We start from the raw sequence: 23,001 nt of genomic DNA on the forward strand, positions 1-23,001 counted from the left end.
GTCGACGCCATGTTATCGGCCAGCCCGGTAAGGTTGGCCGCTCTCTTCGACAGGTGTTTGGCTGATCCGATGAAAGAAATGCCGACGGCAGATGAAGCCTCCCGCCAGCAGGTCCTCGACGGTTATCGCATCGTCGACAGCCTGCCTGAAGCTGCCTACCAGGATATCGTGCAGGTGGCCGCCGCGCTGTGCGAAACGCCGATTGCGCTGATGTCGCTGGTGGACCGCGACCGCCAGTGGTTCAAGGCCCAGCTCGGCCTGGGGCTGCAACAGACTGACCGCAGCCAGGCGGTGTGCGACCACGCCATCCGCGACCCCAGCCACCTGATGGAAGTGCCGGACCTGACCCAGGACCCGCGCTTTCGCGATATTTCCGTGGTCACGGGCGAGACCGGCGCGCGCTTCTACGCAGGCATGCCGTTGGTGACGCCCGAGGGCGTGGCGCTGGGCACCGTGTGTGTGCTCGATACCGAGCCGCGCACGCTCAATGAATTGCAACGCACCGGGCTGCAGGCATTGGCGCGCGTCACCATGAACCTGCTCGACGCACGCCAGGAAGCGCTGCAGCAGGAACGCGCCGCCATCCTGCAGCCGGCGGCTGAAGCAGCGGCGGCCGCACCCGCCGTGGATGCGGAAGGCCCGTACCGGCTGGTGATCCTGGAAGTACAGGAGCTGGCCGCCCTGGCCGAACGCCAGAGCGAGCGGCTGCTTGGCCGCACGCTGCAGCAACTCGACCAGGCATTTGCCGCACTGGTGCAGGGGCCCGGCAACAGCATCGACCGGGTCACCGACAGCGCGGAATTCATCGCCGTGCTACGCGGCCCTGATGCCGAACGCACCTTGCAACACCTGCGCGACGTGGCCCATCAGCAGCATGCCCTGGGCCTGACGGTACTGCTCGGCGAAGCCCTGGCCAGCCGCGCCGACGAACCCATCGGGCACGTCTTCCTGCGCGCGGAAATCGCGTTGAGCGCAGAGAAGGATCGTTACCGGCAGAGCCTGGCGTAGGCACTGCGTCGCACCCCGACCTCGCCCCGACTGACTGGCTCTCCAATCGCCACGGTCACCAGCGGCCGACGCGTCAACGCGCCGCCACTGCGCCACTCACCCCACCGCGCACTGCTTCAATTGCCGGTCTGCGTACCACAGCGCGCGACGTGCCAGGTCGTAGGCGCTGTCGGCCTGGCGCGGCAGCAGCTGCGCAGCCATCACCGGATCGGCGCCGTTGTTCAAGGCATGCTCGGCACGCTCCAGATCGCCCAGGTGCGTACGCACCGGCGATAACAGCGACTTGCGCCTGGAGGCGTCGCAACGCGTGCTGCGTTGTTCCAGCGCCGCCAGGGCCTCGCGGATGCGGCGGCTGGCTTCGCCCTTGAGATCCGGCGGCGTTTCATGCGCGATCGGCGCGGCCTTGTACGCATCGCCGGTCGCCTCGCTGCCCATCTCGGCCTGGTTGCCGGCCAGCGCCGGATTGAAGCGCACCTCCGGCGGCGGGCGGGCCTTGGCCACCTGCGTCTGCGGCCCGTTGAGCATGTCGTTGAACTTCTTCATGCCGCGATTCATTTCCTGCATCGCCACATCGCCCAGGGTGCCATCGCTCTTCCAGTCCTTGGCAAAGCGGGTGTCCTGGTACTGCACCGGGTTGACCCGCTCCATCACGTTGCGCGCCTTGGCCTGCGCGCGCTCGTCGGTCATGCCCGGCGGCGCCGCGCCGCCGGTCTGCGCCATCGGGTCCACCTGCGCCATGCGCAGACGCCCTTCGCGGGTATACAGCTGAGCTGCCATGGCGTCGCTGGCAGGCGCATCGGCGGCGGCCACCTGACGCTGCGGTGGCGGGGTGCGCGTGGGTGGCGGCGCAGTGCGCGCAGCCGACGCTGCCGCAGCGCGCGGTGTGCGCTCGGGTTCCTGCGGCGGTTCCTGCGGTGTGGGGGGCGCCTCTTGCGGCCGTGGCACGAAATACACCTGCAAGCTGTCGTCGTGTTGCAGGGTCTGGCGCGGCGCCGGCATGTACAGCAACAGGCAGGCCAGGAAAAACAGGATGGCGCCCGTGCATGCGGCAGCAGCAACATGCGGGACAAGCGCTTCCTTCCTGCGGGTAGTCACAATGCGGGAGACCGGTGAGTGAAAGACGGGAGCGGCACCGCTGACCCTGGTGCACAGCGGGCAAATCTAGCGGGCGCAGCGTTTGCGCGCGTTTGGAATTCGTTGTCTGGCCAGGCGTCCCCAGCCGCCATTCACATTGGGCGCCCACTTCTGACCCGCCCTGCGCCCTGGCGCCCTGGCGCCCTGGCGCCCTGCGCGGCAGGATTGGCCAGCGCTGCGCACTTGGTGATCGAGGAACACTGCCTGGCTCTACCGTACGCACCCGATCGAACGCAGAACGGGCGTCCGGACCCAGCGCCCATCGCAACGCTTCCCGCGCCGCTTGCTACGTCTGGTCGGCCCGATACAGCCGCTGGCACACCTCGCAGAAAAACGCACGTCGCCCGGCCTTGCCCAGGTGCTTGCGGTACTGCAGCGGCGCACCGTCGCGCGGGCAGCTGGCCTTGGTATGCACCTGGTAATGCTTCTTCAGCACGAAAGCTTTCTTCCAGGTGTAGAAATCAAAACTGTAGTCGCGTGCCTGGGTCACCAGCTCGCCGAGCTTGCGCGCCGGCAGTGCGCCCACTTCGCTCTCCGGATGCACGCGGATGCGGTGCAGCACCTCGTTCTTGATGATGTTGCCCACGCCGGCAAATACCGTCTGATCCAGCAAGGCATCGGCCACCAGCATGCCGGGCGCGGCGCGCAGCTTGCGACGCGCCTGCGCAGGGTCCCACAGCGGGTTCATCACATCGGCGGTCCAGTCATAGACCTCATCGAGCGGGCGGTCGATGAATTGCACCGAGCAGGCATAGAAGTTCAGGCGCTCGCCCTTGGAGAATTCCAGGCGCAGGCGCGGCACCGCATTGGGTTTTTCTTCGTTGATGCGGTAGCTGCCGAACAACAGAAAGTGGATGCGCACGCTGAACTGTGCGCATTCGATCAGAAAGTGCTTGCCCCAGGTGCGTAGCGCCAGCACTTTCTGGTGTTCCAGGCGTGCGATGTCCTGCTTGCTGTTTCCGGAAACGTGAAGGATGTTGCGGCCGACAAAGGCAGCCGTTTCTTCGCGCAGGATGACGAGTGAGGGACCTTCTGGCATGCGCCCAGTATCGAAGCCGCTCGTGAGTCGGCCGTGATCGCTGCGCACACGCTTTGCTGACGGATGCCCCTGCATAGAGTGCTGCCGCCCCTTGCCTCGTCTGCCATGCCTGCTCGTCTCCCGACTGCCGATGCTCGTGTGCGCTGTGGCTGCGCGGGCTGGTCGATTCCTGCTGCCGACCGCGCAGCGTTCGGTGAGGGTGCCAGCGTGCTGCAACGCTACGCCACGCGCTTTGCTGCGGTGGAAATCAACTCCTCTTTCTATCGCCCGCATCGCGCCAGTACCTACGCACGCTGGGCCGACAGCGTGCCGGAGGATTTCCGTTTTTCGGTCAAGCTGCCGCGCAGCATCAGTCACGATGCACGCCTGCACGCTGCCGGGCCATTGCTGGACGCATTTCTGGCACAGGCCGGCGCGTTGGGCACGCGCCTGGGTTGCCTGCTGTTGCAGCTGCCACCCAGCGCAGCGTTCGACGCGCGCGTGGCGGCGAGGTTTTTTGCGATGCTGCGGCGGCGCTGGGACGGTGCGGTGGTGTGCGAACCGCGCCACGCCAGTTGGTTCCTGCCGCAGGCACAGGCGCTGCTGGCGCGTCACCGCATCGCACGCTGCGCGGCTGACCCGGCCCCGGTGGCTGCAGCGGCGACACCGAGCACGAGCGCCGGGCCGCAGTACTGGCGGTGGCATGGCAGCCCGCGCATCTATTACAGCGCCTACGACGAGGGGGCGCTGCAGGCACTGGCCGAAGCGGTGCGTGCGGCCGGCCAGCCACAGACCGAACGCTGGATCATCTTCGACAACACCGCCGCCGGCCTGGCGGTGCCCAACGCGCTACGGCTGCAGGCACTGCTGGGCATCGACCGCGCGGTGTGATGCGCATTGGCGGTGTCGGGCCTGCTGGGGTGTAGCGCAGCCACTGCCTGCATCTGCATAAACCTCCAGCCATGGCGGCCACGGGTATACGCGCCACGTCCCGCTTGCCTGCATCCGCTGCTGCCCGCCCAACACGCCGCAGGCCGGCACGCGCGCTGTCCGCGACACCCTCGCATCCCGCACCCTGGCGCACTTCTTGCACTGACACCGGCGATCCTGCGCACGGGCGCTGCGCTCAAGCTGCCTCGATCCGCGCCGATACGCCAGGATCGGCGCACGTTGCGGCGGCGCGCCGGATCACCTTGCTGAACCCTGTTGTCACCGCGCGAAGCCTGCCGGCACTCCGGCAACCCACGCGGTCCCGCCCGCCACTTCGGTCGTTTACCATGCCCCACGTCACTGCCCGTTCTGGAGATGCCATGAGTTCTGCCGCGCCCCCGTGTTGCACGTCGCTGCTTGGCCTGTCGCTGAGCATGTTCGTCGCGCCGTGCACGCTGACCGCCGCGCCGCTGGACACTCCGGTCGTCAATGCGCCGGCGTCCACGCCGCCCACGCCCGACCTGGCCTACCCGGAACTGTTCCAGGCCGTGCAGCGCGGCGAGCTGTTCGACGACCAGAAGCATTTCGTCGACTTCCTGCCGCTGCGCGACCCGGCGTTGATCAACGCCGATTATCTGGCGCAGCACGACCACCCCGGTTTCGACCTGCGCAAGTTCGTGGACGCCAATTTCGAAGAGTCGCCGCCGGTGCAGACCGATGCGATCCGCCAGGACACCGCGCTGCGCGAGCATATCGACCTGCTGTGGCCCAAGCTGGTGCGTAGCCAGACCCACGTACCGCCGCACAGCAGCCTGCTGGCGCTGCCGCACCCCTACGTGGTGCCGGGCGGGCGCTTCCGCGAGGTGTACTACTGGGATTCCTACTTCACCATGCTGGGCCTGGTGAAGAGCGGCGAGACCACGCTCAGCCGCCAGATGCTGGACAACTTTGCCTACCTGATCGACACCTACGGGCATATTCCCAACGGCAACCGCACCTACTACCTGAGCCGCTCGCAGCCGCCGTTCTTCTCCTACATGGTGGAACTGCAGGCCGGCGTGGAAGGCGAAGCGGTCTATCAGCGCTACCTGCCGCAGCTGCAGAAGGAATACGCGTACTGGATGCAGGGCAGCGATGGACTGAAGCCGGGCGAGGCCGCGCGCCATGTGGTGCGCCTGGCCGACGGCAGTGTGCTCAACCGTTACTGGGACGAGCGCGACACCCCGCGCCCGGAAGCCTGGCTGCACGACACCCGCACCGCCGCCGAAGTGACCGACCGCCCCGCTGCCGAGGTCTACCGCGACCTGCGTGCCGGTGCGGAAAGTGGCTGGGACTACACCAGCCGCTGGCTGGCCGACGGCCAGAACCTGCGCACCATCCGCACCACCGCCATCATCCCGATCGACCTCAACAGCCTGCTCTACCACCTGGAGCGCACCCTGGCGCAGGCCTGTGCGCAACCGGGCGCAGACTGCACGCGCGACTACGCCGCACTCGCGCAGCAGCGCAAGCAGGCCATCGACGCACATCTGTGGAACAAGGCCGGCTATTACGCCGACTACGACTGGCAGGCGCGCACGCTGAGCGACCAGGTCACCGCCGCAGCGCTGTATCCGCTGTTCGCCGGCCTGGCCTCGGACGATCACGCCAAGCGCACTGCCAGCACCGTGCGCAAAACGCTGCTGCGCCCCGGCGGCCTGGCCACCACCGCAGTGAAGACCGGCCAGCAATGGGACGAACCCAATGGCTGGGCGCCGCTGCAATGGGTGGCCGTGGACGGCCTGCGTCGCTACGGCGAAGACGCGCTGGCACGCACCATCGGCGAACGCTTCCTCGCCCAGGTACAGGCGCTGTTCGCACGCGAACACAAGCTGGTCGAAAAATACGGCCTGGAAACCGATGCGGCCGGCGGCGGCGGTGGCGAATACGCCCTGCAGGACGGCTTTGGCTGGACCAACGGCGTGACCTTGATGCTGTTGAATCTGTATCCGGGCAAGGACACCAAGGCTGCACCCGCCAAGCGCGTGCGCAAGCCAGAGGCGGCCACGCGCTGACGGCTGCGCCGCCGCTGCGCGTTGCGTGGTTCAGAGCAGCCAACAAACTACTACGCAGCCGCCGGGCGGGCGAGGCCGGTGCTCGGAATCGGCATGTACCACTCGTACACTCCGGTTCCTCCGCGCCGTCCACACCACCTGACGACTGCTCGCTACGTTTTGTTAGCCGGTCTTATTGCACCCGCACGCGCAGATCGCGATTGGCCATTGCCGCATTGCCGCTGTAGTCGCGCGCGGTGATGCGTAATACGTAAGCGCCGGGTGCCAGCGCGCCGGCCTGCCACAAGCCATTTCCGATGCGGCCATCGCGCACCGTGTTGCTGACCATGTAGCGGAACCGCGTGACTGCGCTGCCGTGCACGGTGATGCCGCTATCGGGCGCGTACGCGGTCAGCACCGCGTCCGGGTCGGCCGGCATGCGGTCGAACACGAGCGTCATGCGTGGCGCTTCCTCGCCCGGCAACGCAACGCCGTGCGTATCCAGCACCTGGTAGCCCAACGCATACAGCCCCAGCCGGCGCCGCGGCAGATTGCGATCCACCTGGTCCCAGGCTTCGACCACGATCTGCACGCTTGCCGCAGCCGGCACCTGCGCTACCCCATCGGTCACCGGCAGTGGCTGACCCGCAGCGTCGAGCAGGCTCACCTTGTCGATACGCGGCGCCACATGATCTGCATAGCCGACAAATCCCAACTGCACCGCGTTGCGCTCGAAGCCATTGGCACCGGTGGTGAGATGCACGTGCGCCATGCCATTGAGCGTGCCCAGCGCATCGCCTGCGCGAAACCGCGTACCGCGCAGCACGCGCATGCGCTCGGGCTTGCCGTCCACATCCGTCATCAGGTGGAAGCGCTGCGGATCCAGCGGTTTTCCTTGCGCGGTGCGGCCCACGCGCATGTGCACGTAGCCAATTGTATCCAGTGCCATGCCCTCGCCCAGTTGCCCCAACCCCCACGTCGCGTATGGACTGGAAACCTTGGCATCAGCGATGGCGAACACGGTCTGGCCGACATCGCCGCGAATATCCAGGCCCGCGTGCAGATGGTCGCGGCTGAGACCCTGGTAGTTGCCACGCACCTCGCCGAGCGTGCCGACCACTTCGTGCCAACCGTCCTGCGGTTGCAGCGGCCACCGGCCCTGCGTGGCAGGCAATGGCTGCGCTGGCGCCGGCCCGACTACAGGCGCCGCATTCGCAAGCGCGTCGTCGAACGGCACCAGACGATGCACGCGTGCGCTGCCGGCATCGCTGACATACACCGCGCCCTGTGCGTCCAGCGCAATTCCGGCCGGGCGCGACAAACGCTGCGTGACCTCTGCGCCGCTCAGTGTCAGCACGTGCCCCGCACGCGAGACCTGCAAGACGCGCCCGCTCGCATCGCCCACGTAAAGCACGCCGTCGTGGGTGATCGCAAGGCCCATCGGGCGATGCATCAGCGGACTTATGTCGGCAGGATCGCCGCCAATCAAGGTGCTGACCGTGCCATCGGGTGCAATCCGCCGGATCGCATCGTTGCGCATGTCCGCCACCCAGACATCGCCGTGCGCATCCACTTTCAAATCGGTTGGCGTATCGAACCGCGCCTGCGTTCCGAGGCCATCGGCCATGCCCGGCAACGCGCCGCCGGCCACTGTGCGCACCTGTCCATCGGCGTCGATCACGCGGATACGATCGTTGTAGGTGTCGGCGACATACACGCGCCCGTAGGTATCCACCGCCACGCCAACCGGCCCGTTGAAGCGCGCCTGTGCCGCTGCGCCGTCGCGATCGCCAGCCACACCGTCGCCGGCAAGCGTGGTCACGTTGCCTTGCGGGGTCAGCTTGCGGATGGCGTGGTTGCCGGTATCGGCGATGTACAGATTGCCAGCCTTATCGAGGGCGATGCCCGAAGGCGTATTGAACGCCGCCGCCGCACCGATACCGTCGGCAAAGCCTTCGCGGCCGCCGGCCAGCGTGTGCACATGGCCATCCGCGCGCAGGCTGCGGATACGGTTGGTGTCGCCACCATCGGCGATGTAGAGCGTGCCCTGCACATCGACCGCCAGGCCATACGGATCGGCAAACTGCGCGTCGGCGGCGAGGCCATCCGCTGCGCCACGCACGCCACTGCCGGCAACCCATTGCAGTTGCGCTTTCCAGCCCAGCGGCGTTGCGACTGGTGCATTCTGCTGCGCTGCAGGAGCAGGCGAAGGTAGGCGTGCGGACCACCAGAACGAGAATGCTGTGGCCGCAACAAGCACAAGCAGCAAGCCGATCCATCGTGCGCGTCGTGGTGCCATACCGGTTGCGTGGACCTGTCGAGGGGACTCGCACTGTAAGCGGGTTGCATGCTCGTGGGGAGCAAGCGGGCTGTGGCGTGGCACGCGTGCCGCCTACCTACCCGTGCGACTGCTCCGCAGGCGCCCGCGTATCATGCGCATTCTTTCACTCCAGGACGGACCCATGGCCGTACGCACGCTCAACGAATTTCTCGCCCATTCCAAGGAAAAGGACGTCAGCCCCGATCCGTTCGAACTGGAAAACCCGCATCTGCTGGAAGTGCGCCTCAACGGCATGGTGTGGTCCAAGGCCGGCGCCATGGTGGCGCGCACCGGCACCGTCAAGTTCACCCGCGAGGGGCTGCTGGAACAGGGACTGGGCAACCTGCTGAAAAAAGCCGTCAGCGGCGAAGGCATGCAGCTGATGAAGGCCGAAGGCCAGGGCCGCGTGTATCTGGCCGACGTCGGCAAGCTGGTGACGCTGCTGCGCTTGAACGGCGAGGCGATCTTCGTCAACGGCAACGACGTGCTGGCGTTCGAGTCGGGCGTCGAGCACAAGATCACCATGATGCGCAAAGTGGCCGGCATGTTGTCGGGCGGGCTGTTCAACGTGCGCCTGAGCGGCCACGGCATCGTGGCGATCACCTCGCACTACGAGCCGCTGACCCTGCCGGTCACCGCCGCCAGCGGCCCGGTGTTCACCGACCCCAATGCCACCGTGGCGTGGTCGGGCACGCTGACCCCGGAGCTGGTCACCGACGTGTCGATCGGCACGCTGTTCGGCCGCGGCTCGGGCGAAAGCCTGCAGATGCGCTTCGCCGGCGAAGGCTGGGTGGTGGTGCAGCCGTACGAAGAAGCCAGTTTTCAGGCCAAGGGCTGATACAGCGCGCTCCGTCGCCATCAGCAAGGCGCATCGCCTGGTCGCACGCTAGGCAGCTAGGCAGTTTTCCAGTCACGACACGGTGCGCGGTGACAGCTGCGCGCCCAAGACCCTTGTAGGAGCGCACCTGGGCGCGAGGGACTTACCGGTAACACCACGTCGCGCCCGGGTGCGCTTCTACGGGTTTCTGATAGTCTGCCGCGCGCTGCGCAGCGACCGGGATGCACTGGCCTGGCAGTGCGCGGTCGCGAGTCGTGCGCAACAGATGATGCGTTGGCGACGCGTCGTAGGAGCGCACCTGGGCACGAGGGACTTACCGGTAACGCCACGTCGCGCCCGGGTGCGCTCCTACGGGTTTCCGATAGTCTGCCGCGCGCTGCGCAGCTACCGGGATGCACTGGCCTGGCAGTGCGCGGTCGCGAGTCGTGCGCAACAGATGATGCGTTGGCGACACGTCGTGGGAGCGCACCTAGGCGCGAGGGACTTACCGGTAACGCCACGTCGCGCCCGGGTGCGCTCCTGCGGGTTTCCGATAGTCTGCCGCGCGCTGCGCAGCTGCCGAGATGCACTGGCCTGGCAGTGCGCGGCCGCGAGTCGTGCGCAACAGATGATGCGTTGGCGACGCGTCGTAGGAGCGCACCTGGGCGCGAGGGACTTACCGGTAACGCCACGTCGCGCCCGGGTGCGCTCCTACCGGTTTATGGCTGTGATGCGTTACACCCACCCGCGCTTACGGAACCACGCCAGCGGAATCACCACGCTCAGCGCGATCACGCCCAACGCCCAGAAGTAGGCATCATGTGCTTTGAGCTCGGGCATGTAGGCGAAGTTCATGCCCCAGATGCCGACCAGCACGGTGGGCGGAATGCCGACCACCGACGCCACCGCCATCACCTTCATCACGTTGTTCTGGTCCATGTTGATCATGCCCAGCACGCTGTCGAGCAGGAACTCGATGCGGTCGTCCATGTGCTGCTGGAATTCGCTCAAGGTGGTCAGGTCCTTGTGCAGCAGGGTGATGCGTTTGGCCGCATCGGCGCCGAACCAGTCCGGCGTGGCGCCATCCAGATAGGTGACCAGACGCAGCAGGCCCTGCCCGGCGTTGTGCAGGCCGCCGAGCTGGCGGCCCATGCCGCCGACCTGGTGCAGCATGCGTTCCAGGTCCTTGGTCTTGTGCGGGTTGTCGAACACCAGCCGCGTGGTGTCGGTGACCGCCGCTTCCAGCGCTTCCAGGCGGTCTGCCAGCCGCCCGACCAATTGGTCGAACATGCGCAGCAGCAGGTCGTCCGAACTATGGCAGGGCGCGTGTTCCAGGCGCGCGGCCAAGGCCTCCAGCGAGCCGATACGCTGCTCGCGCTGGGTCACCAGCATGGTCGGCGACAGCGCAAACCCCAGCGGCGCGGTGGGGCCGTCGTCATCCTGGAAGCGCGGCACATTGAGAAACAGCACATCGCCCTGGCGGCGCACCCGGCTGCTGAATTCGATCTCGCCAATCGCCGCGCGATCGGGCAACGCAAAGCCGACCTTTTCGGCGGCTTGCACCAGCTCCTGCGGGCTCGGCTGGCACAGGTCCACCCAACAGCCCTGCGCGTGGTGAGTTCCGGCAATCGGGTGGATCGTGATCATGCGGCAGGCCGTGGCGATGGATGGCCGCGAGCATCCGGCCCTGCTCCATCGGCGTCAACGCCACCCCACACGCACACTCAGCTGCCAGTGGCCTTCATCGTGGCGACGTGCAGCCGCGGTGCGGGGCCGCTACGCCACGCAGCAACGAACCTGCGAGCCCTTTGGCAGTGCGCATGCCGGTGCGTACGCTGGCAACGCAGTGCCGCTCGGGCACTGCCGGCATGCTAGAGCGCGCCGGCAGTGTCGCGCCTCTGGCTCAGGCGCGCGCCTGCCGCCCCTTCACCGCATACCCGATCGCCAGGATCAAAAACCATACCGGGCTGGCCAGCAGCGCCTGCCGCGTGTCGGCCTGCAAGGTCAGCAGCACGATGACGAAGGCGAAGAACGCCAGGCACACGTAACACATCAACACACCGCCCGGCATCTTGAACTGCGAGGCGGCGTGCTGCTCCGGCCGCTTGCGGCGATAGGCGATGTAGGCGCACAGGATCAGCGACCACACGAACATGAAGAGCACCGCCGACAACGTGGTGACCAGCGTAAATGCAGTGACCAGGTTCGGGATCAGGTACACCAGCATCGCGCCCAGCAGCAGGCAGACGCAGGAAAACAACAGCCCACGTGCCGGCACCGCAGCGCGCGAGAGCTTGGCAAAGCCCTTCGGTGCATGCTGTTCTTCGGCCAGGCCGTAGAGCATGCGGCTGGTGGAGAAGATGCCGCTATTGGCCGACGAGGTGGCCGAGGTCAGCACCACGAAGTTGATCAGGCTGGCCGCGGCCGGCACACCGGCCAGCACGAACAGCTCCACGAACGGGCTCTTGTCGGCCACCACCTGCCGCCACGGCGTCACCGCCATGATCGCGATCAGGGCCAGCACATAAAAGATCAGGATCCGCACCGGAATCGAGTTGATCGCCTTGGGCAGATTGCGCCGCGGGTCGGCGGTTTCTGCAGCCGTGGTACCGACCAGCTCGATGCCGACAAAGGCGAACACTGCGATCTGGAAGCCGGCAAAGAAACCACCAATCCCCATCGGGAACATGCCACCGTCGTTCCACAGATTCGACAGCGAGGCCACGTTGCCCGACGGCGAACGGAAGCCCCAGGCCACCAGGCCGGCGCCGGTGATGATCAACGCGGCGATGGCGATGATCTTGATCAGCGCAAACCAGAATTCCATCTCGCCGAACAGCTTCACCGTCACCAGATTCAATGCAAGCAGCAACAGCACGCAGGCGATGGCCGGTATCCATGGCGCCAACCCGGGAAACCAGAACTGCGCATATGCAGCGATCGCGATGACATCGGCAATGGCGGTGATGATCCAGCAGAACCAGTAGGTCCACCCGCAGAAGAACCCGGCCCATGGCCCGAGCAGATCGGTGGAGAAGTCGATGAACGACTTGTACTCCAGGTTGGACAACAGCAACTCGCCCATCGCGCGCATCACGAAGAACAGCATCGCGCCGATGATGAGATAGACGAACAGGATCGACGGCCCGGCCAGACTGATCGTCTTGCCCGAGCCCATGAACAGCCCGGTGCCGATCGCCCCACCGATCGCGATCAACTGCAGGTGGCGATTGGACAGGCTGCGTTGCAGATGATCGGGCGCGGACGGATCGGACATGGGCACGGCACCGGCAAGTGAACAAGCCGTCAAAAATACGAGATCGGGCCGGCTGGCACCAGGGGTCTGACTGGAGTTGCCTGCATCGAAAACGAACCGGCCACTCACGATTGGCGGCACGCCCCATGATGGTGCGCAGCGCGGACCCGCCCGCATGCCGGCATGGACTGCATGCAGCGGCTCAACCGATCGATACCGTTCGACGTCCAGCGTTTTCGGGTAGCTGGTGCCAAGGCCAGCATCTACCTGGGCGACGCCAGCGTCACACGTCGAAGCGATCCCGACCAGCGCATCGTCGCGTCGGTCCCCGTCCATAGATCCCTGTGATTGGCCCGCGCGGCAACCGGCACTGCGGCAGCACTCCCGGGCGGCACCCACTGTGCCCGTCACGACGATGACGGTGCGGCATCTCGCACAAACAGCGATCCCCATTCCAGTGCGGCGGTCCGCTTCGTGTGGCAGGCGCACTCGCGCCCGCTTCCTTGACTGGGCGCACGGACCGCGCGGGCACTAGCTGGTTTCCTGCGCAGCCACCACCCAGGAGACTTACATGCACTCACGCGCCCACTTACTGCTCGCCCTCGCGTTGCTCGCCCCGGTCACACCGCTGGCCATGCAGGTCGACTCGCGCGGGCAGCTTGTCGATGTGCAGGGGCGGGTGTTGCAGCTCCGCGGCGTGACCTGGCCGGGATTCGATCGCAGCACGCTGGTGGCGGCCGGCTTGCACAGCCGCACACTGGCACAGCTGCTGGACCAGATGCAGGCGTCGGACATCAACGCCGTGCGCCTGCCCGTTTGCGCAGCGGCGCTGCACGGCAGGCCGGTGCTCGCTGCGGCAGTGGCCGGCGACCCGGCATTGCACGCGCTCAATTCCCTGCAACTACTCGATGCGGTGGTGCGTGCCAGCAGCGAACGCGGGATGCAGGTGCTGTTTGCCTTTGCCGATGGCGGCTGCGACGAGGAGGCGCCGCAGCTGGGCACCCATCCACAGGCGTGGACACGCGATCTGGTCACCCTCGCACGCCGCTACGGCAACCACGCCGGCGTGATGGGCGTGGACCTTGGCAGCAGCGGTTATCGCAACGCGACCTGGGCGGGAAGCGCCGCAGGGTCGGACTGGAACCGCGTAGCCTCGCGCGCCGCCACAGCGGTGCTTGCGCAGGCGCCGCGCTGGGTGGTGGGCGTGGAAGGCGTCGGCAGCAACGCCGTGTGCAGCGACACCGCACGCAAGGCCGCAGGCAGCAATCTGCAACCGCTGGCCTGCGTGCCCTTGCGTATTCCGGCGCGGCAGCTGGTACTGATGCCGAAGCTGGCCGGGCCCGATCGTGATGCGGCCGAGGCGTTTGCGGCACCCAACTTTGCGCAGCTGCTGCCCGCAATCTGGCAACGCGATTTCGGCACGTTCGCAGTGGACCACGCGGTGATCCCGGTCAGCATCGGCGGCGGCCTGGGCGATGGCGATCCGCGTGATGCTGCATGGCAGACCGCCTTGAGCAGCTATCTCTCCGGCAGTGGCATGCGCAGCGCATTTCTCGGTCGCTGGGAGGTGGGCAATGCCAACAACGGTGGTCTGCTCGGGCCGGACGGCAGCCCGCGTGCGGACAAACTGCAGGTGCTGCATCAGGCGTGGGGCATCGGCCCTGCAGCGGGGTCGGTTGCCTCGGCAAAGGCCGCCGGCACGAAGGATGCGAGCAAGGCAACCGCCTGGAACGGCACCTTCACCGGCACGGCCACGTATACCGGCTCCGGCTACTCCGGCGGCGCGCTGCTGCTGGACCCGATCCCGAGCACCGCCTTCATCACCGCGCTCAACCCGACGCAGCTGAACTTCGGCGGCGTCAAGGCTGCGCTGGCCGGCGCCTATCTAGAGGTGACCGGCCCCAAGGGCAAGACCACCGTCTATGTGACCGATCTCTATCCGGAAGGCGCCTCCGGTGGGCTGGATCTGTCGCACAACGCGTTCGCTGCGATCGGCAACATGGTGGACGGGCGCATCCCGATCAGCTGGAAGGTGGTGCGCGCACCGGTGAGCGGCAATGTGCAGTACCGCATCAAGGAAGGCAGCTCACGCTGGTGGGCCGCGATCCAGGTGCGCAACCACGCCTATCCGGTGGTCAAGTTCGAGGTCAAGCAAGGCAGCACATGGAAGAGCCTGCAGAAGATGGACTACAACCATTTCCTCGGCGAACAGCTCGGCAATCAACCCCTCTCCATCCGCATCACCGACATCCGCGGCAAGGCCATCCTCGATACCATTCCCGCGCTCTATGAAGACGGCAGCCATCCGGCGTATTTTCAGCCGGGTCAGGTGCAGTTTCCGTAGCAACTTGCGTACCGATCGATGTGTCTCGTTGTTCGTGCAGAAGCATCGGCACAGCGGTGATCCACATGGTCAAGCAACTTCTGCATGGCCGTGCGTGATGCAGGCGGACGCGACGCAGATAGTGCAAGCCAACTGATGCAGTGAGTGCAAGCCAGCGTTAGCTAGCGCAATCCAGCTCCAGCGCACTAGCGAATGGCACTCCGGCCAACCATCGCCAACACTGTGCAAAACCGCAATGCGAAAAGCCCCTCTCCCACCGGGAGAGGGGTTGGGGTGAGGGTACGGCCGCCGCACCGGTCACGCACATTACGCAGCATCAATCACGCTGGCACATCCCATCGCATTCATTCAAGGCGGTGCAACGCGCTCCAACGCAATGCAATGCAATGCAATGCACTAGAGCTGAAACCGCACATTCAACGCACGCCACACATCCGCACCGCGCGCTCTGCTTACGCACCCACCAATCCATCAACCACCAGCCAACCCACCCCCCACACGTCCCGGCAGCGCCTGGTCGTCATCCTGTTCAAGGTCGCCAACTTCATCGCGCAGGCCGCCTTTCTGCGGCGGCTGCTCTTCCAGAGGAGTCTGTTCCTCATTGGTATCCGGGTCCGGTGTGCCGTGGACCGACAGACCTGCCATGAACGAGGTCATAGGCCGCGCGGTGCGTGGATTGAGATGCATGTCTGACTCCTTGCGGTTGACGTTAGCGACAACGCTAGGCCGCACGGTGCTACCGGGCTGTGAGCCGGCTGGTCGCGTTCGTGACGCCTTGTTGACGCGTCCCGCCAAGCGCAGTGCTCCTGCAGCGCGCAACCGCACCGCATTCCCCCTTTCATCGGGCTGACTGCCGGTGCTGCAGGTCACCGCTGCACAGTGGCCCCGCGACCAAAGCTCCGCAGCACGCCAGCCTCACAGATCCTGCCACCGCTATCATGCGCACTCACCTCCGAGGCAACGCCATGCGCTACTGCGTCCTTCTCGCCGTGCTGATGACCATCGGCAGCACGCAGGCGGCCACGCCCACGTCCCGCCTGGATGCGGTACTGCAGGCCGGTGTGCTGCGCGTCTGTACCACCGGCGACTACCGGCCGTACTCGCTGCTGCGCGCCGATGGCCGCTTCGAAGGCAGCGATATTGCGCTGGCGCAGTCGCTGGCCGATAGCCTGCAGGTGCGCGTGCAATTCGTGCAGACCAGCTGGCCGACGCTCCTGCCCGACCTGCTGGCCGATCGCTGCGATATCGCGGTGGGCGGGATTTCGGTGACCTTGCAACGGCAGCGCCAGGCAAGCTTCAGCGCGGTGCTGGACGTGGACGGCAAGATCCCGCTGGTGCGGTGTACAGACCGCAAGCGCTACCGCACCATCGAGCAACTCAATCGCCCCGAGGTCCGCGTGATCGAGCCGCCCGGTGGCACCAATGAAGCCTTTGCGCGGCGCGACCTGCCCCGCGCGCAGCTGCGTCTGTTTGCCGACAACACCACCATCTTCCACGAGCTGCTGCATCAGCGCGCCGACGTGATGATCACCGATGCCTCCGAAGCGCTGTACCAGCAGGCCCGGCTGCCGGGCCTGTGCGCCATCGCCCCCGAGCAGCCCCTGCAATACAGCGAAAAGGCCTTCCTGCTACCGCGCGACGACCAAAGCTGGAAGGCCTATGTCGATCAGTGGCTGCATCTGAGCAAGGCCAGCGGCGAATATGGGCGCATCGTTGCCGCCTGGCGGGAATAGGGAATAGGGAATCGGAACAGCAGTGGATCGAACGCCTTTGGCGGTGCTCTTACGAATCCCCAATCCCGAATCCCCAATCCCCGCCCTCAAACGATCTTGGTCCGCCGCCACCACCTGGAAACCTGTTCCTCGCGCACCAGGGTGAACAGGCCGGCGCCCAGGATCAGCGCGATGCCCACGCCCATCGGCCAGTCCAGATGATCGTGAAACAGCAGGTAGCCGAAGGCGATCGCCCATAGCATCTGGCTGTATTGCGTAGGCGCAACCACGCTGACCGGTGCCAGCCGCGTGGCGTACATCATGCAGATGGCAGCCAGCCCGGCCAGCAGGCCGTAACCGGCCAGCAACCCCCACTGGTACAGCGTGGGCCACACAAAGCTCGGCAACATCATGATCCCGCCCATCACCAATGGGCCGATCACGCCGGCGCCATACAAGGTCAGGCGCTTTTCGCTATGTCCGGCCATGCGCAAGGTGATCACCGAGATGGCGCCGACCAGGCCGCACACGATCGCTGCCACATGCCCATGGGTGAGATGGCGAAAGCCCGGCCGCAGCACGATCAGCACGCCGATGAAGCCGACGATCACCGCCGACCACCGCCGCCAATGCACTTCTTCCTTGAGGAAGATCACCGACAGCACGGTGACGAAGATCGGCATCAGGAAGATCAACGCAAAGGCTTCGGCCATCGGCAAGGTGGTGAAGGCGATCACCGAGGTGAGGTTGCCGATGGCCCCGGTGAAGGCGCGCAGCAGCCACAGTGCAGGTTGTTTTGCCATCACCAGTTCGCGCAGCTGGTCGTCGGGCTTCTTCAGGAACGGCACTGCCAGCAGCATCAGCAGGGCACCGAGAAACAACACCTCGTAGACCGGCAAGGTGCCTTCGAGCAGCTTCACGAACGCATCGCTGATCGAATAGGCCGCGTAACAGGCGAACCCCAACACCACACCCTTCAGCATTGCCGATACTCCACGGTTGACGCCGATCGATGCGGGTATCGATACGGACGGCCCGCAGTATGCGGTGCGGGGTGTGTCAGCGGAACCGCGCGCAAGCACCACGCAGTGCTCGCTGCGTTCGGCCGGGTGCGGCCGGGCACGCATTGGCAGCAGCCGTGCAGCGCACTGCGCGGCAGCGGTGCACTCCCGGGCCGGCACATGCCAGCACCGCAGCGATCCCGCAGGATGCAGGCGGTGGTCTCTCTCACGCTGGCCCTCCTCGCCAACCTGCCGGGACGATGCCCGGAAGCACCAGGTCGGTTACGATGCCAGCCCTCTGCGCGCCGCCTCGCGCAGCGCCCGCCCTCCATGTCACTGCCAGCCGTGCCCCACTATTCCGGACCTTTGCTCGCCCTTTCCGATGCCCAGGCCTTGCTGGCCGCGCGTGGCGCCGGCCGCGTCGCGTGGACGGGGTCGCTGGATCTGGGCCGCAGCACCGGGACCGCGCAGCTGGATGCGCAGACCTGGCAATGGCGCGGCCGGGGCTACCCGTATCCGGGCAAGCTCAAGGACCGCACGCTCTATTTCTGGGATGGCGACGATTTCGCGCCGATCTCGCGCTTCGACAGCGCACTGATCAAGCTGGTGCCTACCCAATGGGGCGCGCCCACCTTCGAGATCGACGGCATCAAGATGCTGCCATCGGCACAACTCTCGCCGTTCGAGGATGCGCGCCGCAAGGTGGCGCTGGTCAACCCGCGCGGCAAGAGCGTGCTGGACACCTGTGGCGGCCTGGGCTACTTCGCAGCCTGCGCGCTGGAAGAAGGCGTAGCGCAGGTGCGCTCGTTCGAAAAGAACGCCGACGTGCTGTGGCTGCGCACGCTCAACCCATGGTCGCCGGATCCGGAGGCTGCCGCTGCCGGCGGGCGGCTGCAGCTGGTGCATGCCGATGTCGCGCAGCACATCGCCACGCTGGCCGACGATTCGGTCGATGCCATCCTGCATGACCCGCCCCGCTTCGGCATTGCTGGCGAGCTGTATTCGCAGGTCTTCTACGATCAGCTGGCACGCGTGCTGCGCCGAGGCGGGCGGCTGTTTCACTACACCGGCGCGCCCAACAAGCTCACCAGTGGGCGCGATGTGCCCAATGAAGTGAGCAAGCGCCTGACCAAGGCCGGGTTCAGTGCGCAGTTGGCGCTGGATGGCGTACTCGCGACGTTGCCGGCCCGGCGCTAGCCGCACCATCACCCGTGGCGTAGGGAATCTGCGCGCACCACGCTGACATGGCGGCCGTCAGGACCGCCTGCAGTAGCCATCGCCGTCCGCAACAGGCAAGTGTCGCCGCTGCATGCACGCTTCAGCCCTGCACGGTGGCACGCTGCCGCGGCGGCGAGCTGCTGCGACGCCTGTCCAAGCGGCGTGCCTGCTCATGGCCATTCGGTGTACGTGAGCGTCCAGACCCAGCGCTGACCGCAGTAGCCTGCAGGGCAGGCATCGGCCTCGACCCGTGACGCACGGCCGCCGCGCGCGTGGTGCAACGGCCGGCCTGCCTCAGAGGTTCAGCACACCGCCCATTGATCGCGCCCGGCCGTCTTGGCGGCATACAACGCCAGATCGGCCTGACCGAGCAGCACATCCAGCCCGGTGGCCGGGGCCACGCTTACCGCCCCCATGCAGAAGCGCACCGGCTGCTCTGCCGGCAGGCCGGGGATCTCGATCGCGGCCACCGCACTGCGCAAGCGTGCAAACACCGCCGGAATTTCATCCGGCCTGCAGCCCGGCAGCACCAGCAGGAATTCTTCGCCACCCAGCCTGCCCAGGCGGTCCTGCGCACGCAGTGCCAGGGTCGAGGCGCTGGCCAGGGCCTTGAGCACCGCATCGCCGATAGCGTGCCCGTGCACATCGTTGATCAGCTTGAAGTGGTCCAGGTCGATCAAGGCCAGCATGCACGGAGTGTGCGCGCGCAACGCCTGCTCGATCTGCTGTTGCGCTTCGGCGCGGATGGCGCGGCGATTGGGCAGGCCGGTGAGTTCGTCGCGCATGGCCAGCCGCGACAGCTGCCGGCGATGCCGCGCCCCGAAGGCCAGCACCACCAGCGCCCCAAGCAACAGTAGGCAGGCCGCGCACAGCGCGATCCACAGCGCGCGCTGGCCGGCTTCGCGCGCCTGCAATGCCAGCTGCGCGGTTTCGCTACGGCGGCGCAACTCGGCATTTTCCGCCTCGCGGCGCGCATCTTCATAACGTGCCTGCAGGCGCAGCATCACCGTGTCGCGCTGACGCTCCAGGCTCTGCGCGCGCAGTGCGTTGGCACGCTGCAGCTCCTGGTATGCCTCGGCGTGCCGGCCTTCGGCCGCCAGTGCCTGGGCGATGGCCTCGACCAGCTCTGCACGCCGGCTCAGGGTCAGGTTCGGGTCGTCCGCGTCCCTGGCAGCGATGATTGCGCTGCCCAGGCTGGCAGACTTCAGCGCGATCAATGCCCGCAGCAGCACCGTGTGGCACGCGGCGACCCGGCCGACATTGCCCTGGGTCTGCATCAAGGGCAGCGCCTCGCGCGCCATGCTCAGCGCCGCCGCGGCATCGCCGGTGTCGATCAATGCCTCGCTGGCGCTGGTCAGCGCCGCCGCCACGCCGGCCTGATCGCCCAGCTCGCGGCTGAGCGCCAGCGCGCGCCGGAAATGCAGCAAGGCCGCTGCCGGCTGCTGCTGCGCCAGCGAGGTGCCGTATTCGTATTCGATCAGGCTGCGCTGGAAGCGCGCCGGCTGGCCCTGCAGACGCGCCAGGGCACGCTGCAGGTAATCCTGCGCGTCGGTGTCGTCGGCAACGCGGCCGGCCACGCGGCTGGCCAACGACCCGAGCTGGGTCAGCCCGTCCATTTCCAGACCCAGCTGATGTTCGCGCGCGGCGCACTGGTAGCTGGTCTGCGCAGCGCTCCAGGCCTCGTCGCTGCTGCCGGAGGCCAGCATGCTCCACATGTCCACGGCTTCGACCTCGCACACCAGATCGCTGCGCCCCAGCGCGCGCGCCTGCTGCCGCAAGGCATTCAACCGCGCCACCATGCCGCGATTGGGATTTTCGCGTACGTCGCTGAGCGCCTGCACGATCTCCAGCCACAGCCGCGCCTGCGCGGCATTGCCGTGCAGTTGGTCCAGCAGGCCGCGTGCTTGCCCCAGCGCCGCCTGTCGCGCGTCGGTGTCTTCCAGGGAGATCAGCACCCGGGCCTGCGCCAGCTGCGCCCAGAACTGCGCATCGCTGTCGCCATCGGCGCGCGCCCGCTGCAGCGCCTGCCGGGCGATCTGCAGGGCCTGCATCGGGTCGTCGAGCGTGGCCGATTCGATGGTCTTCCACGGCTGCGGTTGCGCCCAGGCCGGTGCGTTGAACAACAGCACCATGCAGGCGGTGAGCACACCTCGCCAGGCGGTCGCGGCCCTGCTCAACCGGTGCTCACGTTCGCGGCGGACCAGACCGCATGCGCAGCGCACCCATGGCAATACACATGGCAAGACCCGTGGCCTGGCCCGGGCTGGCTGTTTGCTGCGGCATCTCGGGCACTCCCTTGGTCTGACAGCGGTGGAAGCCGGTGAGCCGCCTGCACGGCGCACTCGATGTCTTGCGGCGGCAATGATGACTGGCAGACACGGCAGGTCACGTGAGCGCGCGGCTGGGTCGAGCCCGTTATCGGCCGCATTGCGCACGTCTTGAATCGGGCTGCATGAATCGGTTGGGCGCGGCCTACGCGCGCATGATGGCCGTGGCACACCAGGTGGCCCGCTGGGCATGGCGCCCGAGGTTCACTGCGCAGATCGAGGTCACTCACCGGCTCGTCCGCGCGCAGCCGAGGGGGGTGTATCGCCGTTGTCGTTGGCGGCCGTGCGGTGCTACAGGCCGCGCGCGCAAGCGGTGCGTCCTGCCGGTCAGCCGACACGATCGACATCGGCGACACCGCCGGCCACCACGCGCTCCCCCTCGCGCGCCATGAAAACCGCCACACCCCGGCCACGTAAACTGCGCCACGGCGATTGCCGCCATCGATTCTGGAGACACCGTGACCTGCCCCCTGCCCCGCCTGCTCACGCTGCTGGCCATCGCCCTGCTGTCGGCCTGCGCCACCCAGGCGCCGCGCGCACCGCAACGCTCGCCGGAGGCGGTCAAGGCCGACATCGCACGGCGCCTGCCAGCCAACCTGCCCGACCGTGCCGGCTGGGCCAACGATGTCTACGTGGCGCTGTCGTCGCAGGCGCTGGACACCAGCGCCGAGCACATCTGCGCGGTGCTGGCGGTCACCGAGCAGGAGTCCACCTATCAGGCCAATCCCCCCGTGCCCAACCTGGGCAAGATCTCGCGCGCGGAAATCGATCGCCGCGCCGGCGCGCACCATATTCCCGCCTTCATGGTCGATGCGGCGCTACGCATCACCTCGCCGGACGGCCGCAGCTACGCCACACGTATCGCCGCCGCCCGCACCGAGCAGGAGCTGAGCCGCATCTTCGAAGACTTCACCGGCAGCGTGCCGCTGGGCGCGCGCCTGTTCGACGGCCTCAACCCCGTGCACACCGCCGGCCCGATGCAGGTGAGCATCGCCTTTGCCGAGCAGCACGCCGCGCGTTACCCGTACCCGCCCGACAGCACCGTCCGCCACGAGGTGTTCAGCCGCCGCGGCGGGCTGTGGTTCGGCACCCTGCATCTGCTTGGGTACCCGGCCACCTACGACGCGCTGTTGTACCGTTTCGCCGATTTCAACGCCGGCTGGTACGCCAGCCGCAACGCTGCCTTCCAGGCCGCGCTGAGCAAGGCCAGCGGCATTGCACTTGCGCTGGACGGCGACCTGCTCACGCCCGGCGCCAGCCTGGAGGCACCTGGCGGCACCGAACGCGCCGCACGCGCGCTCGCCAGCCAGCTGGCAATGAACGACCGCCAGATCCGTCGCGCCCTGGAGGCCGGCAACACGCTGGAGTTCGAAGACACCTCGCTGTACCGCGAGGTGTTCGCCCTTGCCGACCGCACCGCCGGCGCGCCGTTGCCACGTGCGGTGCTGCCCGGCATCACCCTGGAAAGCCCCAAGATCACCCGCACCCTCACCACGGCGTGGTTCGCCCAGCGGGTGAACGAACGCTGGAAGCGCTGCATGGGCAAGTGAGCTCGGTAAAGTGCTGGCCGGCAAGCGCGGCAGCGGCGGTCATTGCCTGCGCCTTGCCTGCGGCAGGCTGCGCCATCGTGTGATTGCAACGGCACCCACCATGCGAAGCACCGGGCGCGTCACCTCGCACGGTGCACGCGGCGCACACGCTGGCAAGCCGTACAGGCGTGTCGCATCGCCACCATCGCTGCGTGCACTACGGCGCAGCGCCGCCGACCCGGCCGGCACCCGCACGGCGACAGGCGCTGTCGATGTCTCGCCGGCCAGGCCACCCTGGCCGGCATGCATCAGCGCACTGGCCTGTGCACCGGCACGACTTCTGGCAGAGGCATG

16 protein-coding genes and 1 other RNA gene are annotated in these 23,001 nt (G+C 67.1%); 9 read left to right on the forward strand and 8 right to left on the reverse strand.

From position 1 onward, the window contains the following. The first annotated feature begins 69 nt into the window (after positions 1-69). Positions 70-1,008 carry a GAF domain-containing protein gene (locus XnspCFBP7698_RS13515; RefSeq protein WP_199680155.1) on the forward strand — a complete coding sequence of 313 codons (939 nt, stop codon included), beginning with the start codon at positions 70-72 and terminating at the stop codon, positions 1,006-1,008. A 96-nt stretch (positions 1,009-1,104) separates the two neighbouring features. Here XnspCFBP7698_RS13515 and XnspCFBP7698_RS13520 read toward each other — a convergent pair whose 3' ends face one another. Together XnspCFBP7698_RS13520 and XnspCFBP7698_RS13525 are read right to left on the reverse strand one after the other, a co-directional pair. Beyond that, positions 1,105-2,103: a hypothetical protein gene (locus XnspCFBP7698_RS13520; RefSeq protein ID WP_123137459.1), complete on the reverse strand. Its 999-nt coding sequence runs from the start codon at positions 2,101-2,103 to the stop codon at positions 1,105-1,107. Positions 2,104-2,428: 325 nt separating this feature from the next. After that, positions 2,429-3,181 (reverse strand): DNA-formamidopyrimidine glycosylase family protein, encoded by a 753-nt coding sequence (locus XnspCFBP7698_RS13525; protein WP_104579186.1) that lies wholly within the window; start codon positions 3,179-3,181, stop codon positions 2,429-2,431. Between the two features lie 105 nt (positions 3,182-3,286). Here XnspCFBP7698_RS13525 and XnspCFBP7698_RS13530 point away from each other — a divergent pair, with 105 nt between their 5' ends. From XnspCFBP7698_RS13530 to XnspCFBP7698_RS13545, 3 genes are all read left to right on the forward strand, one after another. After that, positions 3,287-4,051, forward strand: a complete 765-nt coding sequence (locus XnspCFBP7698_RS13530) for a DUF72 domain-containing protein (RefSeq protein WP_123137460.1) — start codon at positions 3,287-3,289, stop codon at positions 4,049-4,051. 419 nt (positions 4,052-4,470) lie between these two features. Beyond that, the gene (gene treA, locus XnspCFBP7698_RS13540; RefSeq protein ID WP_047697258.1) at positions 4,471-6,144 is read left to right on the forward strand and encodes an alpha,alpha-trehalase TreA; all 1,674 of its coding nucleotides are present in this window, start codon (positions 4,471-4,473) and stop codon (positions 6,142-6,144) included. 93 nt (positions 6,145-6,237) lie between these two features. Further along, positions 6,238-6,312, forward strand: a non-coding RNA gene (locus XnspCFBP7698_RS13545) — sX9 sRNA. 4 nt (positions 6,313-6,316) lie between these two features. Here the strand turns inward: XnspCFBP7698_RS13545 and XnspCFBP7698_RS13550 are convergent. Next, entirely contained in the window at positions 6,317-8,245 is a 1,929-nt protein-coding gene (locus XnspCFBP7698_RS13550) for an NHL repeat-containing protein (protein WP_233548967.1), read from the reverse strand. Between the two features lie 340 nt (positions 8,246-8,585). Here XnspCFBP7698_RS13550 and XnspCFBP7698_RS13555 point away from each other — a divergent pair, with 340 nt between their 5' ends. Further along, on the forward strand, positions 8,586-9,281 hold the full coding sequence (locus tag XnspCFBP7698_RS13555; protein WP_039410723.1) for an AIM24 family protein: 696 nt from the start codon (positions 8,586-8,588) through the stop codon (positions 9,279-9,281). A 714-nt stretch (positions 9,282-9,995) separates the two neighbouring features. Here XnspCFBP7698_RS13555 and XnspCFBP7698_RS13560 read toward each other — a convergent pair. Together XnspCFBP7698_RS13560 and cycA are read right to left on the reverse strand one after the other, a co-directional pair. Continuing rightward, positions 9,996-10,907, reverse strand: coding sequence for a CorA family divalent cation transporter (locus tag XnspCFBP7698_RS13560; RefSeq protein ID WP_104579190.1), 912 nt, complete (start codon positions 10,905-10,907; stop codon positions 9,996-9,998). Between the two features lie 256 nt (positions 10,908-11,163). Continuing rightward, a complete protein-coding gene (cycA, locus tag XnspCFBP7698_RS13565) occupies positions 11,164-12,537 on the reverse strand; it encodes a D-serine/D-alanine/glycine transporter (protein ID WP_047697263.1) in 1,374 nt (457 codons plus the stop codon). 550 nt (positions 12,538-13,087) lie between these two features. Between cycA and XnspCFBP7698_RS13570 the strand changes: the two genes are divergently transcribed. After that, entirely contained in the window at positions 13,088-14,860 is a 1,773-nt protein-coding gene (locus XnspCFBP7698_RS13570; RefSeq protein WP_104579191.1) for an expansin EXLX1 family cellulose-binding protein, read from the forward strand. Between the two features lie 471 nt (positions 14,861-15,331). On the opposite strand, the gene XnspCFBP7698_RS13575 is transcribed toward XnspCFBP7698_RS13570, so the two are convergent. Then, the gene (locus XnspCFBP7698_RS13575) at positions 15,332-15,547 is read right to left on the reverse strand and encodes a hypothetical protein (protein ID WP_104579192.1); all 216 of its coding nucleotides are present in this window, start codon (positions 15,545-15,547) and stop codon (positions 15,332-15,334) included. A 278-nt stretch (positions 15,548-15,825) separates the two neighbouring features. Here XnspCFBP7698_RS13575 and XnspCFBP7698_RS13580 point away from each other — a divergent pair, with 278 nt between their 5' ends. Further along, on the forward strand, positions 15,826-16,593 hold the full coding sequence (locus XnspCFBP7698_RS13580) for a transporter substrate-binding domain-containing protein (protein WP_104579193.1): 768 nt from the start codon (positions 15,826-15,828) through the stop codon (positions 16,591-16,593). Positions 16,594-16,679: 86 nt separating this feature from the next. On the opposite strand, the gene XnspCFBP7698_RS13585 is transcribed toward XnspCFBP7698_RS13580, so the two are convergent. Continuing rightward, positions 16,680-17,555, reverse strand: coding sequence for a DMT family transporter (locus tag XnspCFBP7698_RS13585; RefSeq protein ID WP_104579194.1), 876 nt, complete (start codon positions 17,553-17,555; stop codon positions 16,680-16,682). A 348-nt stretch (positions 17,556-17,903) separates the two neighbouring features. Between XnspCFBP7698_RS13585 and XnspCFBP7698_RS13590 the strand changes: the two genes are divergently transcribed. Beyond that, entirely contained in the window at positions 17,904-18,770 is an 867-nt protein-coding gene (locus XnspCFBP7698_RS13590) for an MnmC family methyltransferase (RefSeq protein WP_104579195.1), read from the forward strand. 323 nt (positions 18,771-19,093) lie between these two features. Here the strand turns inward: XnspCFBP7698_RS13590 and XnspCFBP7698_RS13595 are convergent, their stop codons facing one another. Further along, positions 19,094-20,923 carry a GGDEF domain-containing protein gene (locus tag XnspCFBP7698_RS13595; RefSeq protein ID WP_104579196.1) on the reverse strand — a complete coding sequence of 610 codons (1,830 nt, stop codon included), beginning with the start codon at positions 20,921-20,923 and terminating at the stop codon, positions 19,094-19,096. A 653-nt stretch (positions 20,924-21,576) separates the two neighbouring features. Between XnspCFBP7698_RS13595 and XnspCFBP7698_RS13600 the strand changes: the two genes are divergently transcribed. Continuing rightward, positions 21,577-22,668: a DUF1615 domain-containing protein gene (locus XnspCFBP7698_RS13600; protein ID WP_104579197.1), complete on the forward strand. Its 1,092-nt coding sequence runs from the start codon at positions 21,577-21,579 to the stop codon at positions 22,666-22,668. Positions 22,669-23,001 lie beyond the last annotated feature (333 nt).

This window comes from Xanthomonas sp. CFBP 7698, from assembly GCF_003600855.1.
GTDB classification, from domain to species: domain Bacteria; phylum Pseudomonadota; class Gammaproteobacteria; order Xanthomonadales; family Xanthomonadaceae; genus Xanthomonas; species Xanthomonas cannabis.